The organism is Burkholderia sp. D-99 (assembly GCF_011605345.1).
Classification (GTDB): domain Bacteria; phylum Pseudomonadota; class Gammaproteobacteria; order Burkholderiales; family Burkholderiaceae; genus Burkholderia.
The window spans coordinates 1,372,924-1,390,074 of sequence record NZ_JAAOXM010000001.1; the positions used below are offsets into that span (position 1 = coordinate 1,372,924).

12 protein-coding genes are annotated in these 17,151 nt (G+C 63.6%); 2 read left to right on the forward strand and 10 right to left on the reverse strand.

What is annotated here, in order from left to right; genetic code table 11:
* Positions 1-216 precede the first annotated feature (216 nt).
* From HAV18_RS06005 to HAV18_RS06030, 6 genes are read right to left on the reverse strand one after another with little or no spacing between them, the layout of a single operon-like run.
* On the reverse strand, positions 217-1,626 hold the full coding sequence (locus HAV18_RS06005; protein ID WP_166953726.1) for a hypothetical protein: 1,410 nt from the start codon (positions 1,624-1,626) through the stop codon (positions 217-219).
* Positions 1,623-1,880, reverse strand: coding sequence for a PAAR domain-containing protein (locus HAV18_RS06010; RefSeq protein WP_105392764.1), 258 nt, complete (start codon positions 1,878-1,880; stop codon positions 1,623-1,625). The genes HAV18_RS06005 and HAV18_RS06010 overlap by 4 nt, the downstream gene beginning before the upstream one ends.
* A 38-nt stretch (positions 1,881-1,918) precedes the next feature.
* The gene (locus HAV18_RS06015; protein ID WP_243771542.1) at positions 1,919-2,653 is read right to left on the reverse strand and encodes a hypothetical protein; all 735 of its coding nucleotides are present in this window, start codon (positions 2,651-2,653) and stop codon (positions 1,919-1,921) included.
* 8 nt (positions 2,654-2,661) lie between these two features.
* Positions 2,662-3,393, reverse strand: coding sequence for a hypothetical protein (locus tag HAV18_RS06020; RefSeq protein ID WP_166953730.1), 732 nt, complete (start codon positions 3,391-3,393; stop codon positions 2,662-2,664).
* Positions 3,393-5,333, reverse strand: coding sequence for a DUF3274 domain-containing protein (locus tag HAV18_RS06025; RefSeq protein WP_166953731.1), 1,941 nt, complete (start codon positions 5,331-5,333; stop codon positions 3,393-3,395). Before HAV18_RS06025 ends, HAV18_RS06020 begins: the two co-directional genes overlap by 1 nt.
* Positions 5,334-5,336: 3 nt before the next feature.
* The gene (locus HAV18_RS06030) at positions 5,337-7,853 is read right to left on the reverse strand and encodes a type VI secretion system Vgr family protein (protein ID WP_166953733.1); all 2,517 of its coding nucleotides are present in this window, start codon (positions 7,851-7,853) and stop codon (positions 5,337-5,339) included.
* Between the two features lie 1,040 nt (positions 7,854-8,893).
* Here HAV18_RS06030 and HAV18_RS06035 point away from each other — a divergent pair.
* Both HAV18_RS06035 and HAV18_RS06040 read left to right on the forward strand, forming a co-directional pair.
* Positions 8,894-10,627, forward strand: coding sequence for a protease pro-enzyme activation domain-containing protein (locus HAV18_RS06035; protein WP_166953735.1), 1,734 nt, complete (start codon positions 8,894-8,896; stop codon positions 10,625-10,627).
* A gap of 186 nt (positions 10,628-10,813) precedes the next feature.
* The gene (locus HAV18_RS06040) at positions 10,814-12,205 is read left to right on the forward strand and encodes an MFS transporter (protein WP_166953736.1); all 1,392 of its coding nucleotides are present in this window, start codon (positions 10,814-10,816) and stop codon (positions 12,203-12,205) included.
* Between the two features lie 14 nt (positions 12,206-12,219).
* Here the strand turns inward: HAV18_RS06040 and HAV18_RS06045 are convergent, their stop codons facing one another.
* From HAV18_RS06045 to HAV18_RS06060, 4 genes are all read right to left on the reverse strand, one after another.
* On the reverse strand, positions 12,220-13,152 hold the full coding sequence (locus tag HAV18_RS06045) for a LysR family transcriptional regulator (RefSeq protein ID WP_166953738.1): 933 nt from the start codon (positions 13,150-13,152) through the stop codon (positions 12,220-12,222).
* A gap of 85 nt (positions 13,153-13,237) precedes the next feature.
* Complete coding sequence (locus HAV18_RS06050; RefSeq protein ID WP_166953740.1) at positions 13,238-14,656, reverse strand: MFS transporter; 1,419 nt, start codon at positions 14,654-14,656, stop codon at positions 13,238-13,240.
* Positions 14,657-15,006: 350 nt separating this feature from the next.
* Entirely contained in the window at positions 15,007-15,843 is an 837-nt protein-coding gene (locus tag HAV18_RS06055; RefSeq protein WP_047901362.1) for an ABC transporter permease, read from the reverse strand.
* Positions 15,844-15,880: 37 nt separating this feature from the next.
* On the reverse strand, positions 15,881-17,137 hold the full coding sequence (locus HAV18_RS06060) for an ABC transporter permease (protein WP_166954163.1): 1,257 nt from the start codon (positions 17,135-17,137) through the stop codon (positions 15,881-15,883).
* Positions 17,138-17,151 lie beyond the last annotated feature (14 nt).

Genomic DNA, 17,151 nt, shown 5'->3' on the forward strand with positions numbered 1-17,151 from the left:
CGGTGAGAGTCAAGGAGGAATTTCGCGGATGCCGAGGCACGCCGCTACTGCACGAGACACGCCTTGCGTCGGGCGCAATCGCACTGACAGCGGGCTTGCCGAAGGTCTCGCGAACCGCCGGATCACGTCGGCGGCCTCGCCCGTCCGGATTCGAGTATTTGTTCTAATTTTCTTCGATCGTCGCGCGCTTGATGCCGTGCCACACATCACGCGGCCTCATATCCAGGCGCCCATGCCCCGCAGTCGTCGGTAAAAATCGTCTTCCAGCAGGCGACGCCTCAGGAACGAACCGCCAAGCTGGGCGAAGAACAGCAATACGAATCCGGCCAGGCAGGCCCGGAACCATCCCGTGGATGCGCCGATGGCATCCAGCCCGGCCATGATCAGGATCAGGCAACAACTCCCGCCCACGCTGACCGATAAGCTAAGCCGACGCATATAGCCGGCCTCGACGCTAGGCACCGGTGCGCACTGCGCTCCGACCAAATTCAGCCGTACCTGTTGAGCGCTCGGCGAAGCAACCAGTTGTGCGCCCTGGCCATGTGCCACCATTTGCGCCGCGAGCGCCTGAAGCAACAAGCCACTCACCGGCCCAGGCTTGCCGATCGCGCGATCTACATCGTGCATCGGTAGCTCCAGTCCGGCATCCTTGACGGCGCCGAGTGCCGCGTGACGGCTCTGGGGCGGCAAATCACTCAACCACACATGACGGATACGCCCGCGAGACGTCTGCTCCGAAGCCAGCAGCGTTTCCAGCGCGTCCGCCACGGAATCGGACGGCATCGCAATCGGGCGGAATAACCGCGCCTGAGGCCTGAGCTTTCCGTTGACGCCCTCGACCGCGCGCGGCGAAGCAAGCAACATCGCCACGGCGGCCTCGGACCAGGTCGGCTCCGTGCCCTCCGCATGCAGTTGGCAGGCCAGCAATAGCCGAAAATCGGCTTTTCCAGCCTCGTCGAACCACGTCTCGATCTTCGTCTGCTTCGCACCGAAAGGCACCCATCCGAACTGCACGAGATCGGGCAGATTCAGCTTCTTCCAGACCGCCCGCAGTTCGGTCAGATCCTCCTTGTCGGCGGATTGCAGGATCACGTCGACGGCCCGGGTCGGCGCATAACGTGCGAGGCTGACCGCAAACGGCGTCACCAGTTGCTCCAATACCCGCCCAAGGCGCGATACCCCTGCCGAACTTTCCGCCACCGGCAAGGACAGGATCTTGCCGGGGTTCATCGGCGTACTGCCCTCCAGGCCCAGCAGACGTTCGGCGAACTCGGGCTCAGGCGTCAACGCAATGCTGTTGACGATCGCCATGTGAGCTTGCGCCCATTGCCGCCATGCAGCCCGCTCGCTGCGACACAGGAAATTCCACCAATCAACCCGCTCGATCCAATCCTCGTAGCCGGCGTAGATCACCCCGCACACGGCCCCCGACACCAGCAGCGGCAACAGCACCGCGCGCTCGAAGAAGAGTTCGGACATCACCGGCTTGCCCTGCTCCCAGTTGAGTACCGCGATGAGCATGCCCGCAGTCTGGATGACGACGATGGCAAGCACGCCCCACCAGATCGATGGTGGCTTGCCGTACTGATACTCCTCGATGTTCGGGATCGTCCACGTTCGATTCATGCGATTTTCATTCCTTTGCTGCTGGCGATCACCTGGCTGCCACACCGCGTTCGGCACATGTGCACCGCCCATTTTCGGCCGCCTTCGCTGTAGCCCTCCGTGCACTCGATGATCGGGTTGTCGCCGTGCTCCGGGCACGAGACGACGTCATGCAGCAGCGCCACCTTGCGGCCGTCGAGATCGAATGTCGATGATGCGGTCTTGACGACACCGCCGTGTGTCGTTGCATCGCCCAGGCATACTGGGTTTTTCATGATGGTGTGCTCCATGCAGGGTGGTGAAACCGAGTACGTCATTGGGGTACCAGCGGTGCATCCGGGTTAGTCGGCTTGATCGACGCGTCGCAGGTGATTCGATCCTGGCCGGAGGGCGTGCGAAGCTTTGAAAAAACACCTGGCCGCTTTGATGCTGCAAAGCTCCCGCGCTTGACACCAGGCGGATAGGGGCCGCTTAAGTCAATGCCTGGCATCATCGGATATTCGGCAACGTAGGCGTCATTGTCCGCCGACCTATTTGCGACATAGAGTCGATCTTTGGTTACAAAAATCGAATAGTCTTTTGAGTCCTCGAACGCGTTAAAACTGTGATCCATGTAAACCTTCGTGGCGAAGGTTTTTCCGCCATTTGCCGAATACCAAAATGGCACTACGCAACCTTTTTCACCGTTTCCGCAAACCAACCCATCCGGATAGGCAAGCGGCAAAACAATATTCTCCCCGGTCGGATCGGCGTTAATGATGCGCCCCTGGAAATTTTCAAACAGACCCCGCCCCAAAAATTTTCTAATCCCGGCACGGGTATCGTTGTAATACGATTCCCCGTGATAACAATCCCGGTAACGTTCCAGCGTTACAAAGCGGTATTCGTCAATACGATAGATGACTTGGGGCGGCGAATCATACGGCAACTCCTTGAGCGCCGAACTCCTAAAATCGCTAAGACTGAAAATCGAACGCTTCGGCTCTGGTGCCGTGCACCCTTGCATCAGGGTGACCAGCGCGATTATGGCAACGGCGTATCTCACCATCTTGCGTCTCATTGGGGTACCAGTGGTGCATCCGGGTTAGTTGGCTTGATCGACGCATCGCAAGTGATTCGATCCTGGCCGGAGGGCGTGCGAAGCTTTGAAAAAATTCCCGGCCGCTTTGATGCTGCAAAGCTCCCGCCCTTGACGCCAGGCGGATAGGGCCTACTTAAGTCAATGCCTGGCACCATCGGAGACACAACGACGTAGGCATCGTTGTCTCCCCACTTCTTCGCGACATAGAGTTTGTCTTCGGTTACGAACATCGAATAGTTCTTCGAGTCCTCGAACGAATTGAAGCTATGTTCCATGTAAACCGTCGTGCCAAAGGTTTTTCCGCTATTTGTCGAATACCAAAATGGCACTACGCAACCTTTTTCTCCATTTCCGCAAACCAATCCATCCGGATAGGCCAGCGGCAAAACAATATTCCTTCCGGTCGGGTCGGCGTTAATGATGCGCCCCTGGAAATTTTCAAACAGACCCCGCCCTAAAAATTTTCGAATCCCGGCACGGGTGTCGTTGTAATACGATTCCCCGTGATAGCAGTCCCGGTAACGTTCCAGCGTGACAAAGCGGTGTTCGTCAATCCGATAGATAACTTGGGGCGGCGAGTCATACGGCAACTCCTTGAGCGCCGAACTCCTAAAGTTACTAAGACTGAAAACCGAATGCTTCGGCTCTGGTGCCGCGCACCCTTGCATCAGGGTGACCAGCGCGATTATGGCAACGGCATATCTCATCACGCTCCTCCTTTCCATTGCTGTTGCCGAAGTTGTTCGGCTTCGGCCGTGGTTTGTTCCTCGGCTACGGTGCCCCAATCGATATAGGCAGGCTTAACAACGCTTTGCGGAACTCCAAGCTCAAAGTAATCGTCATAACCCTGCGTCCAGTCGGCAAATTTCATCAGGCGGGTCCAGAATGCTGGCCTCTCATATGCATCACAAAAGCCGATTGGGAGATCGTAGGCGACCACTCGGCGCATGAATGCCTGATGCTGCGGCAACGTGCTGTGGTTGGTCGGCTCGGCGAGATAGGTGTCGAGTCGTTGAAGCATTTCGTCCTGCGTCTCAGGCCGAGTCGTGCGTCTGGAGCTATAAATATCCTCAGTTGTAACGGTGCGCCCTGGTCGATAAATCGAGCGCATGTAACGGTAGTCAGGATCAGCGTAGCTCCCTGTATTCGGATCATTCGGATCAGGAATCCACGCACCCATTTCATCGGTGCCTTTACGTGAATTTTCGAACCGCCGCATCTCGTCCTCCGTGACCGGATTCGGCACCTGCTCGGCGTTGATCGTCACCGTTTTATCGGGATGCGGTACCGCCCACAGCTTCAGGAGAGGCGTAAAAATAGCCCGGTTACCGTTCCAGAAATCGGTCGACTTCGCTCCGGATACAAGCTTGTCTTCGGGAGTCGGCGGCAGCGTGCCGAACTTCTTCACGCCCGGCGCGTCGCCCACCGGCGTACCGCGCGCCAGCATGCGCTGCTTGACGGTATCGCCCAACTCGGCGAGCAATTTGTCATCCACGCCCTGCCAGCCGATGCTTTGCAGCGGCGTGGCGCCCATCACGCGATCATGCGGCGTGAAGTACACGTACAGTCGGCCATGATTGTCGCGCTCGTGCACGCCGGACTTGCGCCGGTTGTCGGGCCGCCAGAAATCCATGTCCTCGGACGCGCCGCACTGAAGCTGCTTCAATTCCGTCTGGGTGAAAACGTGCTTGTCCTGCTTGATCCGGTTTGCGATGTTCCGGAAAGTGTTGATGCGCGCCTCCGGAGTGGGGCGTTCCACACCACAGGTCAGGGCGTCCGTGACCTTTTCATCAAGGGCATACGGCGAGTTCATCACTAACACGGCATCGGGCGCGCGTGTCTTGCACAAGGCGGTCGCCGCGAGCGCGATCATCGTCCCTTGGCTATGCGACATTACTGTCACCGTATCGCGCGGACACTCGTCGCGAATCCGGTCGATCAGGTCGGCCAACCGTTGGGCCGCATGCGCGTAGTATGTGCGCGGCGGAGAGTCCTGCAGTTGGCGATCGGCCTCCGTGTTCAACGACTCCATGTCGAACCTGAGCACGTGACGCTTGAATCCCTCGGAGCCCCACAATTGCGGCAGGTTGTTGGTGCCGTTCTGGAAAGGACCGCCCCCCCAATACCACGGACCTTTTTCGTTCGTGCACACGGGCGCCCACGCGTCGAAGCCGCGCGGATTGCGCATCGGGATACGCCAGTTGCGCTCGGTCCCGGGGGCGGCGCTGTAACCCCAATAGAAGCGGATCACGGGGGAGTTTCCGGTCGCGTCGGGATCGAGTTGGCGAGGAATGGGCTTCTTCGTATCAGGATCAATCGCGATGTAATTGTTAGCTTTCAGCTTCGCACCTTCAGGCCGCTTTAACCGGTCATTCAACCCATCGCACAACGCCTGTTCCGCTGCGTCATACCACTCCCCCGTGGAATTAACGCCATGCACAAAGATGATCACGCCCGGCATGTGCGGCGGAATGCGGCACTCGGCACGCACCTGAAAACTGCTCGGAGTGTGATATGACTCCCAATACGGTTGCCCAAGATGATCGCGTTGCATCGGTACGATGCGTGTTGCAGTGTCATGCCGGTAGAGTTTCGGCATATCCGCATCGTCGCCCGTGTCGTCCGGCTGGTTGGACTGGTCCGTCATGAATCAGGCTTCCTTATTATTGTTCTGAAGCAGCAACTTGAGCCCCCGCGCAACATCCTGCCGGCTCAACGAGGTCTCCCCTTTCTCGCTGGTTATGCCCTCGATAATCTGTCCGCTGGCAAGCTGAATCTTGTACGGTCGGTTCGCGACCGGCCGGCCGGTGATGTCGTCGCTGAGAATGAACCGCTCGTCATTCGGGATATCGATCTGGTCGAACTTCGGTACCGGCAGCGACAGCGCACCTGGTCCTTCCTTCTGGATTTCGATGATTTTGAGGATCAGGCAGCCGGCCCCGCCAATCTCGACGTTATCGCCCTGCACCTTGATGTAGGCCGTGCCGCCACCGCCGAGCACAACCCCGTTGGCAGCATTGACCGTCGTGGTGCCATCGGCACTGGTGATCCGCATGTCCTTCTGCGCCACCAGTTCCATCGCGTCCGACTGCGCCTGGATTTGAACCTTGCCGCGCGCGGCGTAGAGCTTGATGCCGAACTTGTGTGCAAACAGCGACAGCACCTCGCCCGCGGCAATCGCGACGTTCCGGAGCGCATTCACGTTGAACCTCGACGACGTGCCGACACTCACGTCCTTGCCCGCCGACACCATCACCCGATCCGGTGTCGCCAGGCCAATGCCGTTCGGCGCGGACAGCGCGATCACGGCCGTCTTCAAGCTCGCCAACTCGTCCTTCAACCACGCGTTTTCCGCCCTCAGGTCTGCGATTTCCGCCTGCGCCACAGCTGCGGCATCGGTCAACCCCTGAGCCTGCGCCTGCGTCAGCGCAAACTGATTCGTCGCCGGCCTCATGTCGGTCGTCTGCCCGACCGCCTTCTCCTGCCTGTCGGACGACACCAGCAGACCACCACCCGCGCGCACGTGCCCCCGATCGTCCGTACGCAACTCGAAACCCTCGCCTCGCCGCTGCTGGTCCCGGTCCACCGTATAGCCCAGATTCAACTGCGTCTTGCCGTGCTCGGTCGCGACCTTGATGTGTTCCTTGCCTTTCCGGTCGTCCAACTCGACGGTGTTGTTCGAGCGCGTGCGAATCGTATTGCGCGTGCCCCACGGTACGCCCGCGACGATCGGATCCGTGTGTTGGGCGGTATGCAGCACGTGGCTGATGAACGGCAAATCCACGCAGCCCCACAGGAAGCTCACGCCGACCACCGTGCCCTCGACGAGCCCGAAGTGAAAACCGGTCTGGTTAGGCCCAGCGAACGGCTTCGCCAGCCTCATCGGGCAACTTTGCAGCCCCGGCGACCGCGTGTCGCGATCCAGATGGAGATCGACGATGTATTCGCCCTGACTATCCAGATACGGGTCTTTCCAGCCGCCCGACGACGCGATCGTCCCGGTGATGACCCCGTCGATTCTCGGCCACGTTTCCTCCATCAACGGCATTCGATACTGGCGGTCGGACGGAATCGCGTCGAACTTCATGCGATACGCTTTCTTCCGGCTCGCGCCGCACGTCACCCGCACCACAACCAGCCCGTGCTTCGCATCGGGCAACACCCGGCTCGACAGTTTCAGCACCGAGCCGGGCGTGAGGTCGAGCATGTCGCACTCGCCGCGATACGCGACCTGTCCGGCCAGCGCTGCCTCGCGACGCAGTTCCGCCTCCTCCTTCGCCTCGTCCTCGCTCCGACTCGGTGCTCCCCACGTATACGCTTCACCATACGTGGTGCGGTCGTCGCGGATCGGGCTGGCCGCCTCGATCGGATCCGAAATCGCCATGTCGGTGCTGAACGTGCGTACCGCGTAGGCCGCCGGCAAGGTCTTCGCGTGCATTTCAAGCGCACTGACCGACTCGATGCCTCCGGCTTCCAGCCCTCCGTGCGGCCGATACGCGACCGTCAGGCGCTCTGGATCGCGACGATAGTGCGCATAGTCGTCGCCAAAGCGCACCCGCTCGCAACGTTCGCCTTCTTCGCACACAAACCAAATGCCCGAGCGTCGGCACAAGCGCGTAATGAACGCCAGGTCATCCTCGCCCCATTGCATCACGAAGCTGCGCTTGCGATAGGTCCGATACAACTGGAATTCGAAACTCGCAAAGATCCGGTTGAATTCATGCTCCCGCAGAATCCGCTCGATGATTTCGGGAATGCTCATGTCCAGAAAGAACCGGCATTTCGGCGTATTGCGCAACAGCGCCAAACGCGATTCCAGCACGATCTCGTACAGCGACTCGTCGCGATTGGTGGCCTTCAGCGCAAAGCGCGTTACCACGCCTTGCACGCGTCGCGCGCCTTCGGGCTGGCTCCAGCGGTCACGCGGCGGCGGCTGGATCACGAACGCACCCATCCGGTTCAGGAATTCGCTGCGCGACAAGTCATGACGGGGATGCGTAAACTGGATCGTGTACTTCGTCGGCTCGCCGATCCCGCGTGCCCCTTCGAACTCGTAGATGTCGGCGAGCGCAGCAGCAGGCGCGCCCTTGAGATCCAGGCTGTAGAACTGGTGAATGTTGACGCCCGCACGCGCGGGTATGTCGGGAATGGCCGTACTCGCGGTCAAAGAGTCCTCCGAAAACGTTTACGGAATAACCCGCGAGACTTTAACGGCGTGAGGGACGAAGCCGCCATAAGACGAATATGAAATTGCAAAAACCGGAATTCGAAGCCGAATCGATTAACGGGTTCTGGTCGAAAACAAACAGACTCTGTAATTCCTAGATAGCGACTCGCTTGATGAGCACCACGCTGCTGGCGCATGGACCTTCACCGCGCAACATGCCAGGCGCATCGATGACAACGGGTCGTCAGTGCCAAAGTGCGACCGAACGTCGCCCTCGGGACACCGACGACTCGAATGCGTTTCGTGAAAGTCGGGATGGCCGGCAGATAACCGAACGTGAAATACGAAGAGCTCCCGTTCGACGCTTCGCGAAATGCGCGTTGAGAGCCTCCAATTCAGTTTCGGCGATGGAGGAAAGCAAACGACTGCGATCGCTACCGCATGTCATCGCGCGCCGCACCAGGGAGGATCTCCCGCACAACGGCGGCGTTGCTTCACGAAGGCACCGAGAACAGTTCCAACCTCTCTCGCCCAAACTCGAGTATTCCCTCTAATTCACGGCGACACCCCCGCAATCGAAAGCAGTCCGCAAGACTGCGCGATGCGCTGTTCCACAGTTCGGGAAACGTTTGCGGTCGGCCAGCCCTGTTTTTGTGCATGCGCGAAGCGGTTCAGCTCGCATCGCATCGTTTGACCACATAGTGCGACTCGGCCTGCGTCCACGCCCGGTGGCAAAGCACGCATGCGTATGCCGGTCCACGACGTCATCGCGCACATTCCGGCACCGCGACGAGCGACTCGTGCGTGCGAACGTCGTGCATTACCGCACCGTCGTGTCGCGAACCGGTTCCCTTCGCCGCAGCCACGATCGCTTGCGCGTACGACGCAGTGCATGCGCACACACGCCGCGATGTCAGAACTGACAGCTATGGAAACTGGCAGCTACCGGAACGGCAGCGACGCCCTACGCTCGTCACCGCTCGCGATCCCACAAGGGTCGAGGGCTCCAGCAACGTCGTCTCTCCTAAAAAGGACTCCCGATGAAAAGGAACGCCTGGTTTGCCCTGCCCCTGCCGTCGCCCCGCCGCCTTGCGTGCGTGGCACCGCTCGTGTTCGCCGCCGCTGCGGCGCATGCGGCGACGGACTGGGTCGACACCCATACAAAGGCCTTTCTGACCGGCCCGCAGTTGATGGCGCGCAGCGCGGCGCCGTCGCTCGAACTCGCGGCCGGCGAAACGACCAACGTCGTCGTCAGCCTGAAGCTGCGCAATGCCGCGCAACTCAAGCAACTGGCGCGCGACGTGAACCGGCCGGGCAGCGCGCATTACCGCCAGTACCTCACACACACGCAGTTCCTCGCCAGCTATGCGCCGACCGCAGCTCAGGTGAAATCGGTCGTCGACTATCTGCACAAGAGCGGTTTCGTGAACGTCGAGGTCGCACCGAACCGGTTGCTGGTATCCGCACGCGGCACGGCCGCCACCGTGAAGACCGCATTCAACACGTCGCTCGCGCACTTCGAATACGCGGGCCGCTCGGGCTTCGCCAACACGTCGACCGCGCAGGTGCCGCGCGCGCTCGGCGATGTCGTCGGCTCGGTGCTCGGGCTGCAGAGCGTCGCGCGCGCGCGGCCGTTGCTGCGCATCGGCAACGTGTCGAAGCCGCAGGCGCTCGCGGCTGGCACGGCGACCGGCCACTATCCGAAGGAATTCCCGGGCCTCTACAACGCAACCGGCGTGCCGACTGCGGCCGGTGTCACCGTCGGCATCATCACGATCGGCGGCGTGTCGCAGACGCTACAGGACCTGCAGCAGTTCACGTCGAGCAACGGTTACGCCACCGTCTCGACGCAGACCGTCCAGACCAACGGCTCGGGCGGCAGCTACACCGACGACCAGGACGGCCAGGGCGAATGGGATCTCGACAGCCAGTCGATCGTCGGCTCGGCCGGCGGCCAGGTCGGCAAGCTCGTGTTCTACATGGCAGACCTCAACGCCAGCGGCAACACGGGCCTCACGCAGGCATTCAACCAGGCGGTGTCGGACAACACCGCGAAGGTGATCAACGTGTCGCTCGGCTGGTGCGAGACCGACGCGAACGCGGACGGCACGATCGACGCCGAAGAGCAGATCTTCACGACGGCCGCGGCGCAAGGCCAGACGTTCTCGGTGTCGTCGGGCGACGAAGGCGTGTACGAGTGCAACAACCGCGGCTATCCGGACGGCTCGAACTACACGGTGTCGTGGCCGGCTTCGTCGCCGCACGTGCTCGCGATCGGCGGCACGACGCTCTATACGTCGTCGTCGGGTGCGTTCTCGAACGAAACGGTATGGAACGAAGGCCTCGACGGCAACGGCAAGCTGTGGGCGACGGGCGGCGGCGTCAGCACGATCCTGCCCGCACCGTCGTGGCAGTCGGGCAGCAACCGCCAGTTGCCGGACGTCGCGTTCGACGCCGCGCAAAGCACCGGCGCGTACATCTACAACTACGGCCAGTTGCAGCAGATCGGCGGCACGAGCCTCGCCGCGCCGATCTTCACGGGCCTCTGGGCGCGCCTGCTCGCAGCAAACGGCACGGGCCTCGGTTTCCCGGCCGGCAAGTTCTACGCCGACATTCCGTCGAACCCGTCGCTCGTGCGCTACGACGTGGTGTCGGGAAACAACGGCTATCAGGGGTATGGCTATAACGCAGGCGCCGGCTGGGATTACACGACCGGCTTCGGCAGCCTGAACATCGCGAACCTCAACCAGCTGATCAAGTCGGGCGGGTTCTAAGCGAAGCGTGAAGGCCGGCGCGCGGTGGTGGTCGTCGCGTGCCGGCTGGCGGGACACAGCACGCACGCCGCTCGAGTCGCGGCATCGGTACTATCCACCACATCAATATCGACATAACAAACATCCGTTGGATCAATTACCGGACGGATGCGACAGTGGGCATTCACAAAACCTGCACTGCCCGCGATGTCGACGACCAACCTGCCTCCCCTCAGCCCGCATCTTCACGACGGCCTGCCTGCGCGACAGCGAATCGCGGCGTTGCTCGCGATCTCGCTCGCGGTTGCGATGGCCAACCTCGATACGGCCATTACCAATACCGCGCTGCCGACCATCGGCAGCAGCATCGACGCGGATCCTGCCTCGGTGATCTGGGTCGTCAACGCGTATCAGCTTGCGATGGTCGCGACCTTGCTGCCCTTTGCATCGCTCGGCGAGATACTCGGCCATCGGCGCATTTACATCGCCGGGCTGATCCTGTTCACCGCGAGCTCGCTCGCGTGTGGCGTCTCCGGGTCGCTTCCCGCGCTCGCAGCCTCGCGTGCGTTGCAAGGCATAGGGGCGGCCGCGATCATGAGCGTCAACACCGCGCTGATTCGTTTTGCGTACCCGGCCAGGCTGCTCGGACGCGGCGTCGGGTTGAATGCACTCGTCGTCGCCGTTTCGTTCACCGTGGGCCCGACCGTCGCGTCGGCCATCCTGTCGGTCACGTCGTGGCATTGGCTGTTTCTGATCAACGTCCCCATCGGCCTGCTTGCCGTCGCATTGGCGGCCCGCACCTTGCCGATCACCGAGCGTGCCCGGCACGGCTTCGATGTCACCGCCGCACTGCTGTGCGCCGGTTGCTTCGCATTACTGATACTCGGACTGGGGACGGTTTCGCACGACGGCCTGTCGCCGACGGTCATGGCTGAATGGATCGTCGCGGCAGCCTTCGGCTACATGCTGCTGAAGCGCCAGGCACATCATCCCGCTCCGCTGCTCGCCGCCGACCTGTTTCGACGGCCGGTATTCGCCCTTTCCGCGGCCACGTCGGTGTGCTCGTTCGCGACGCAAGGCCTCGCGTTCGTGTCGCTGCCGTTCTTCCTGCAAGCCGGTCTCGGCTACAGCCAGGTCGACACCGGCTTCCTGATGACGCCGTGGCCCGTCGTGGTGGCCATCATGGCGCCCGTCGCCGGCCGCCTGGCCGACCGATACCCGGCGGGCATACTCGGCACCGTCGGCCTCTTCATCCTGTGCATCGGCATGGCGTCGCTGGCCATGCTGCCGCCCGTACCTTCGACGCTCGATATCGTGTGGCGCATGATGATGTGCGGAGCCGGATTCGGCTTCTTTCAGGCACCGAACCTCAAGGCGCTGATGGGCAGTGCACCGGCCGAGCGCAGCGGCGGCGCCAGCGGCATCGTCGCGACGGCCCGCCTGCTCGGGCAGACCCTCGGCGCGGCGCTGGTCGCCCTGTGCTTTCACGTCTCCGGGCACGGTGGCCCGATCGTCGCGCTGTGGGCCGGCAGCGTCTTTGCCCTGATGGGTGCGGCGATCAGTTGCCTTCGACAATTGCCGCACTGGCGACACGCTTGACGCATCGACTGCGTTCAGACCGCCGCGCGCTGCGCGTCGAGCAACCGCAGCGGCCTCGCCGCCTCGCGAATCTTCTCCCTCAGCCAGATGTGCGCCGGTACGCCGTCGTGGCGCCGGTGCCAGTACATCGACCAATGGAAGCCCGCTGACTCGAACGGCAGCGCCTTGAGCACCAGCCCGTCTTCCGCGAAACGTTCGGCCAGGCGCGCAGACATCACGGCGACCATCGACGAATGGCGCAACAGGTGCGGCACGACGAGCCAGTGCGGGACATTCAGCACCACGTTCCGGGCGCGGCGCATCCCGGCGAGCGTTGCATCGACATAACGCCCATCGGTCGAGCTGATGGACACCTTGAGATGCGGCAGCGACAGGAACAGGTCGAGCGTCAACGCTTCTGCGACACGCGGGTGGTCCCGTGCCATCACGCAGACCATGCGATCGTCGAACAGCGGCATCGCTTGCACCGCACCCGCATGCTCCAGATCCATGCTCACCGCAACATCGATATCGTCGGCATCGAGCGCGGTCACGGTCTGCCCCGGCGACAGGTGCACCACGTCGAGCGTCACGCCCGGCGCCTCCTGCTCAAGCTGCGCCAGCAACGGCGGCATCAGCAGATATTCGAGCACGTCGGACATCCTCAGCCGGAAGTGTCGGGGCGTCGTTCCCGGATCGAACGAGCCGTCCGACTCGAGGAGCCGCTCCGCCTGGCGAAGCAGTTGCCTCAGCGGCGCTTCCAGTTCCAGCGCACGCGGCGTCGGCTCCATGCCCGTGGCATTGCGTATCAGCAACTCGTCGCGCATCAGCATCCGCAAACGTCCCAGCGCGCTGCTCATCGCCGATTGACTCAACCCCACCTTCGTCGCGGCGCGCGTCACGTGCTTCTCGGTCAGCAACGCATCGAGTGCGACGAGCAGATTCAGGTCAACGCTGCGCAGATTCATAGGTGCCCGCGAATTCGATGTGAAATTGCACGTTGCGCCCGACCGTGCGTTCGGTCAAGGACGCCGGCATGCCGCGCCGCGCCCGCTATTCCGCCGCCCGCTCGCTCACGCGCTCGGATGCCGCCGGCGCGCCGGCCCGATGCGACGGCGCAAAGAGTCGCAACCCGCTCGCGACGCTCGCGGCCCCGGCGAACCCCGCACCGAGCATCAGCGCGAGCGTCGGCCCGTGGCGCCCCGCGATCCCGAACGACAGCGCGACGAGCGCCGCGCCCGTCGCCTGCCCGATCAGCCGCGCGGTCGCGATGATCCCGCTCGCGCCGCCGCTGCGCTCGGGCGGCGCGCTCGACATCAGCGCCTTCAGGTTCGGCGACTGGAAGAAGCCGAAGCCCGCGCCGCACAACATCATCCGCCAGCCGATGTCGATGACGCCCGGGGACACCGGCAACGCGGCGAGCGACACCATGCCCGCGCTCAGCAACGCAAGACCGATCGCGCCGAGCAGGCCCGGCGGGTAGCGATCCGACAACCGCCCCGCGATCGGCGCGGCGAGCGCGACGATCGCCGACCACGGCGTCATCAGGAACCCCGTCTCGACCGCGTTGCGATGCAGGACGGTTTCGAAATAGAACGGCAGCGACACGAACGCGAGCCCCTGCGCGGCGAACGCGCACACGGCCGTCAGCGCGGACAACGTGAACACCGGCCGGCGAAACAGGTCAACCGGCAGCATCGGCGCCGGGTGCCCGGCCTGGCGGCGGATCAGCAGCCAGCCGAATGCGAGCGCAACCGCAGCCGACGCGAACACGATGGAAAGCGGCCCGCGCTGCGCGAATTCGCCGAGCGCGAAGATCAGCGACGCGAACGTGATCACGTTGAACAATGCCGCGACCGGATCGAATGCGTGCTTGCCGCGCGCCGTCTGCGGCAGCGACGGAATCGCCACTGCCAGCGCGAACACGCCGAGCGGCACGTTCACCGCGAACAGCCACGGCCACGCGGCGACCGACAGGATCAGCGACGCGATGGTCGGCCCCACCGCGAACGACACGCCGACGACGAGCGCGTTGAAGCCGACGCCGCGCCCGAGCCGGTGCGCGGGGAACAGGCCACGGATCAGCGCGACGTTGACGCTCATGATCGCGCTCGCGCCGAAGCCCTGGACGATCCGCGCGGCCGTCAGCATCGGCAGCGTCGACGCGAGCGAGCAGCCGAGCGAGGCGAGCGCGAACACCGCGAGCCCGGCGATATACACGCGCTTGTGACCGACGATGTCGCCAAGCGACGCGAACGGCAGCAGCGTCGCGACCATCGCGAGCTGGTAGGCGTTGATGATCCACACGGACGCGGCCGGCGATGCATGCAGGTCGGTGGCGATCGCGGGCAGCGCGGTGTTCGCGATCGCGGTGTCGAGCGTCGCGAGCGCGACGGCCAGCAGCACGGCGGACATCGCGCGCCAGTTGACGGCCGGCTCATGCGCGCCGGCGGGGGAAGCGAATTCGGACAAGATGAGGCTCGGCTGACGAGCGACGCGTTGCGCCGCGTCGCGGATTGGACTCGCGGCGGCGTTCCGGTCGCACCGCACGGAACGCGCGCCGCCGCGCCCCGTATTGTTGCAGAGCCGCATCGAACGTGCAGGCGGCCGTCACATCAGTCAGGCAAACGAAAGCTTGCGCGATGCCGTGCGTTGCGCGCGGCATCGTTGAGCGCTCAACGAGCGCCGGGCGGCGTTCCGGGCGAGTGCCCATCTTCGTCGTGTCTGCGCTGACGGCAGCCCGGCCGCGTCTGCCGGCGGCACCACGCATCGGCCATGCGCCGAAGCATGCCGTGCGCGCGCCGCCGTCGCGCCGGCTCAGATCACGTCACCGCGCGCCGCGCATTGCGGCCGCGCAGCCATTCGAGCGCGAGCAGCAGGCTCGTCGAGAAGATGATCAGGATCGTCGCGAGCGCGGCGATCGTCGGGCTGATGTTCTCCCGGATGCCCGTGAACATCTGGCGCGGCAGCGTCGTCTGGTCCGCACCTGCGAGGAACAGCGTGACGACCACTTCGTCGAACGACGTTGCGAACGCGAATAGCGCGCCCGACATCACGCCCGGTGCGATCACCGGCAGCGTCACGCGGAAGAACGTCGACACCGGATTCGCGCCGAGCGACAGGCTCGCGCGCACGAGGTTCTGGTTGAAGCCCTGCAGCGTCGCGGCGACCGTCGTCACGACGAACGGCACGCCGAGCGCCGCGTGCGCGGCGATCAGCCCCGTGTAGGTGTTCGCGAGCCCGAGCGGCGCGAAGAACAGGTACATGCCGACGCCGACCACGACGACCGGCACGATCATCGGTGACAGCAGCACGGCCATCAGCAGCCCCTTGCCGCGGAAGTCGGCTTTCGTGAGGCCGATCGCGGCAAGCGTGCCGAGCACCGTCGCGACGACGGTCGCCGACGGTGCGACGATGAAGCTGTTCTTCGCGGCCATCCGCCACTCGTCCGATGCAATCAGGTTCTCGTACCAGCGCATCGAGAACCCCGGGATCGGATAGACGAGGAACGTGCTCGACGAGAACGACAGCGGCACGATCGCGAGCACCGGCAGGATCAGGTACAGCAGCGTCAGCACGACGAGCACGCGCAGCGCGACGTACCACGCGCGCTCGACGAACGACATGTGCGGCGCGAACAGCGGCCTGGCGAGTTTCATGGTCGGATTCCCTTTCCCGTTTCGTTGCGCGCGGCGCTTAGCCGAGGCTCACGTTGGTACGCGTGAAGCGCCCGTACACCGCGTACAGCACGAGCGTCGCCGCGAGCAGCAGCCCGCCGAGCGCGCACGCCATGCCCCAGTTGATCGTCACGTTCGTGAAGTACGCGACGTAGTAGCTGACCATCTGGTCGTTCGGCCCGCCGAGCAGCGCGGGCGTGATGTAGTAGCCGATCGCGAGGATGAACACCAGCAGCGCCCCCGCGCCGACGCCCGGATAGGTCTGCGGCACGTACACGCGCCAGAACGCGGCGAACGGATGGCTGCCGAGCGACACGGCCGCGCGCTGGTAGGTCGGCGGGATCGACTTCATCACGCTGTAGAGCGGCAGGATCATGAACGGCAGCAGGATGTGCGTCATCGAGATGTACACGCCGACGCGGTTGAACAGCAGCGCGAGCGGCTGCGAGATCAGCCCGCTGCCGATCAGCGCCTTGTTCACGAGCCCTTCGCTCTGCAGCAGCACGATCCACGCGGCGACGCGCACGAGCACCGACGTCCAGAACGGAATCAGCACGAGGATCATCACGAGGTTCGCGCGGCGCGCCGAGAGCGTCGAGATCCAGTACGCGAGCGGATAGCCGAGCAGCAGCGCGAACAGCGTGACGGCAACGCCGATCACGAACGTTCGGCCGAAGATCGCGAGGTAGATCGACTGGTCGGGATCGGCCTGCACGATGTGGCCGAAGCCGTCCTGCCTGTGGTCGAGCGCGGCGAGCAGGTAGAACGGCGACACCTGGCTGCCGTTCTTCGCGATCGACTGCCAGTACGCAACGTCACCCCAGCGCGAATCGAGGTCGATGATTTTCTCGCGCGTCTGCGCGGGCGACAGCGCCGCATCGTTGTCGCCTTTCAGCGGCATCGCGCGCGCCGTCTTCGCGACGAGCGAGCGATAGCCGGGAATCTCGGTGTTCAGGCGCCGCGCGAGTGCACCCATCGCCTCGCTGTCGGCCACCTTCGTCATGTCGGCCGCGAGCGCGACATACGCGGCATCGGCCGGCGGCGCCTTGCGGTCCCAGCCCGACAGCGCGGCGACCGTGTTCGGCAACGCGGTCGCGATCTCCGGGTTCTGCACCGCGCGTGTGAGCAGCGTGCCGATCGGCACGACAAAGATCAGCAGCAGGAAAATCGCGAGCGGCGCGACCAGCAGCAGCGCCATCGTGCGCTTGCGGGCTTCGGCGGCCTTCAGCTCACGCTTGAGCGCGGCGGTCGACGGCGAGGAAGGCGCGATCGTCATCGTATTCAACGTTT

Excerpts from the sequence above, each read along its gene's own strand:
- HAV18_RS06025 (WP_166953731.1), bottom strand. The coding sequence starts at position 5,333 with ATGACGGACCAGTCCAACCAGCCGGACGACACGGGCGACGATGCGGAT.
- HAV18_RS06045 (WP_166953738.1), bottom strand. The coding sequence starts at position 13,152 with ATGAATCTGCGCAGCGTTGACCTGAATCTGCTCGTCGCACTCGATGCG.
- HAV18_RS06010 (WP_105392764.1), bottom strand. The coding sequence starts at position 1,880 with ATGAAAAACCCAGTATGCCTGGGCGATGCAACGACACACGGCGGTGTC.
- HAV18_RS06055 (WP_047901362.1), bottom strand. The coding sequence starts at position 15,843 with ATGAAACTCGCCAGGCCGCTGTTCGCGCCGCACATGTCGTTCGTCGAG.
- HAV18_RS06015 (WP_243771542.1), bottom strand. The coding sequence starts at position 2,653 with ATGGTGAGATACGCCGTTGCCATAATCGCGCTGGTCACCCTGATGCAA.
- HAV18_RS06040 (WP_166953736.1), top strand. The coding sequence starts at position 10,814 with ATGTCGACGACCAACCTGCCTCCCCTCAGCCCGCATCTTCACGACGGC.
- HAV18_RS06035 (WP_166953735.1), top strand. The coding sequence starts at position 8,894 with ATGAAAAGGAACGCCTGGTTTGCCCTGCCCCTGCCGTCGCCCCGCCGC.
- HAV18_RS06060 (WP_166954163.1), bottom strand. The coding sequence starts at position 17,137 with ATGACGATCGCGCCTTCCTCGCCGTCGACCGCCGCGCTCAAGCGTGAG.
- HAV18_RS06005 (WP_166953726.1), bottom strand. The coding sequence starts at position 1,626 with ATGAATCGAACGTGGACGATCCCGAACATCGAGGAGTATCAGTACGGC.
- HAV18_RS06020 (WP_166953730.1), bottom strand. The coding sequence starts at position 3,393 with ATGAGATATGCCGTTGCCATAATCGCGCTGGTCACCCTGATGCAAGGG.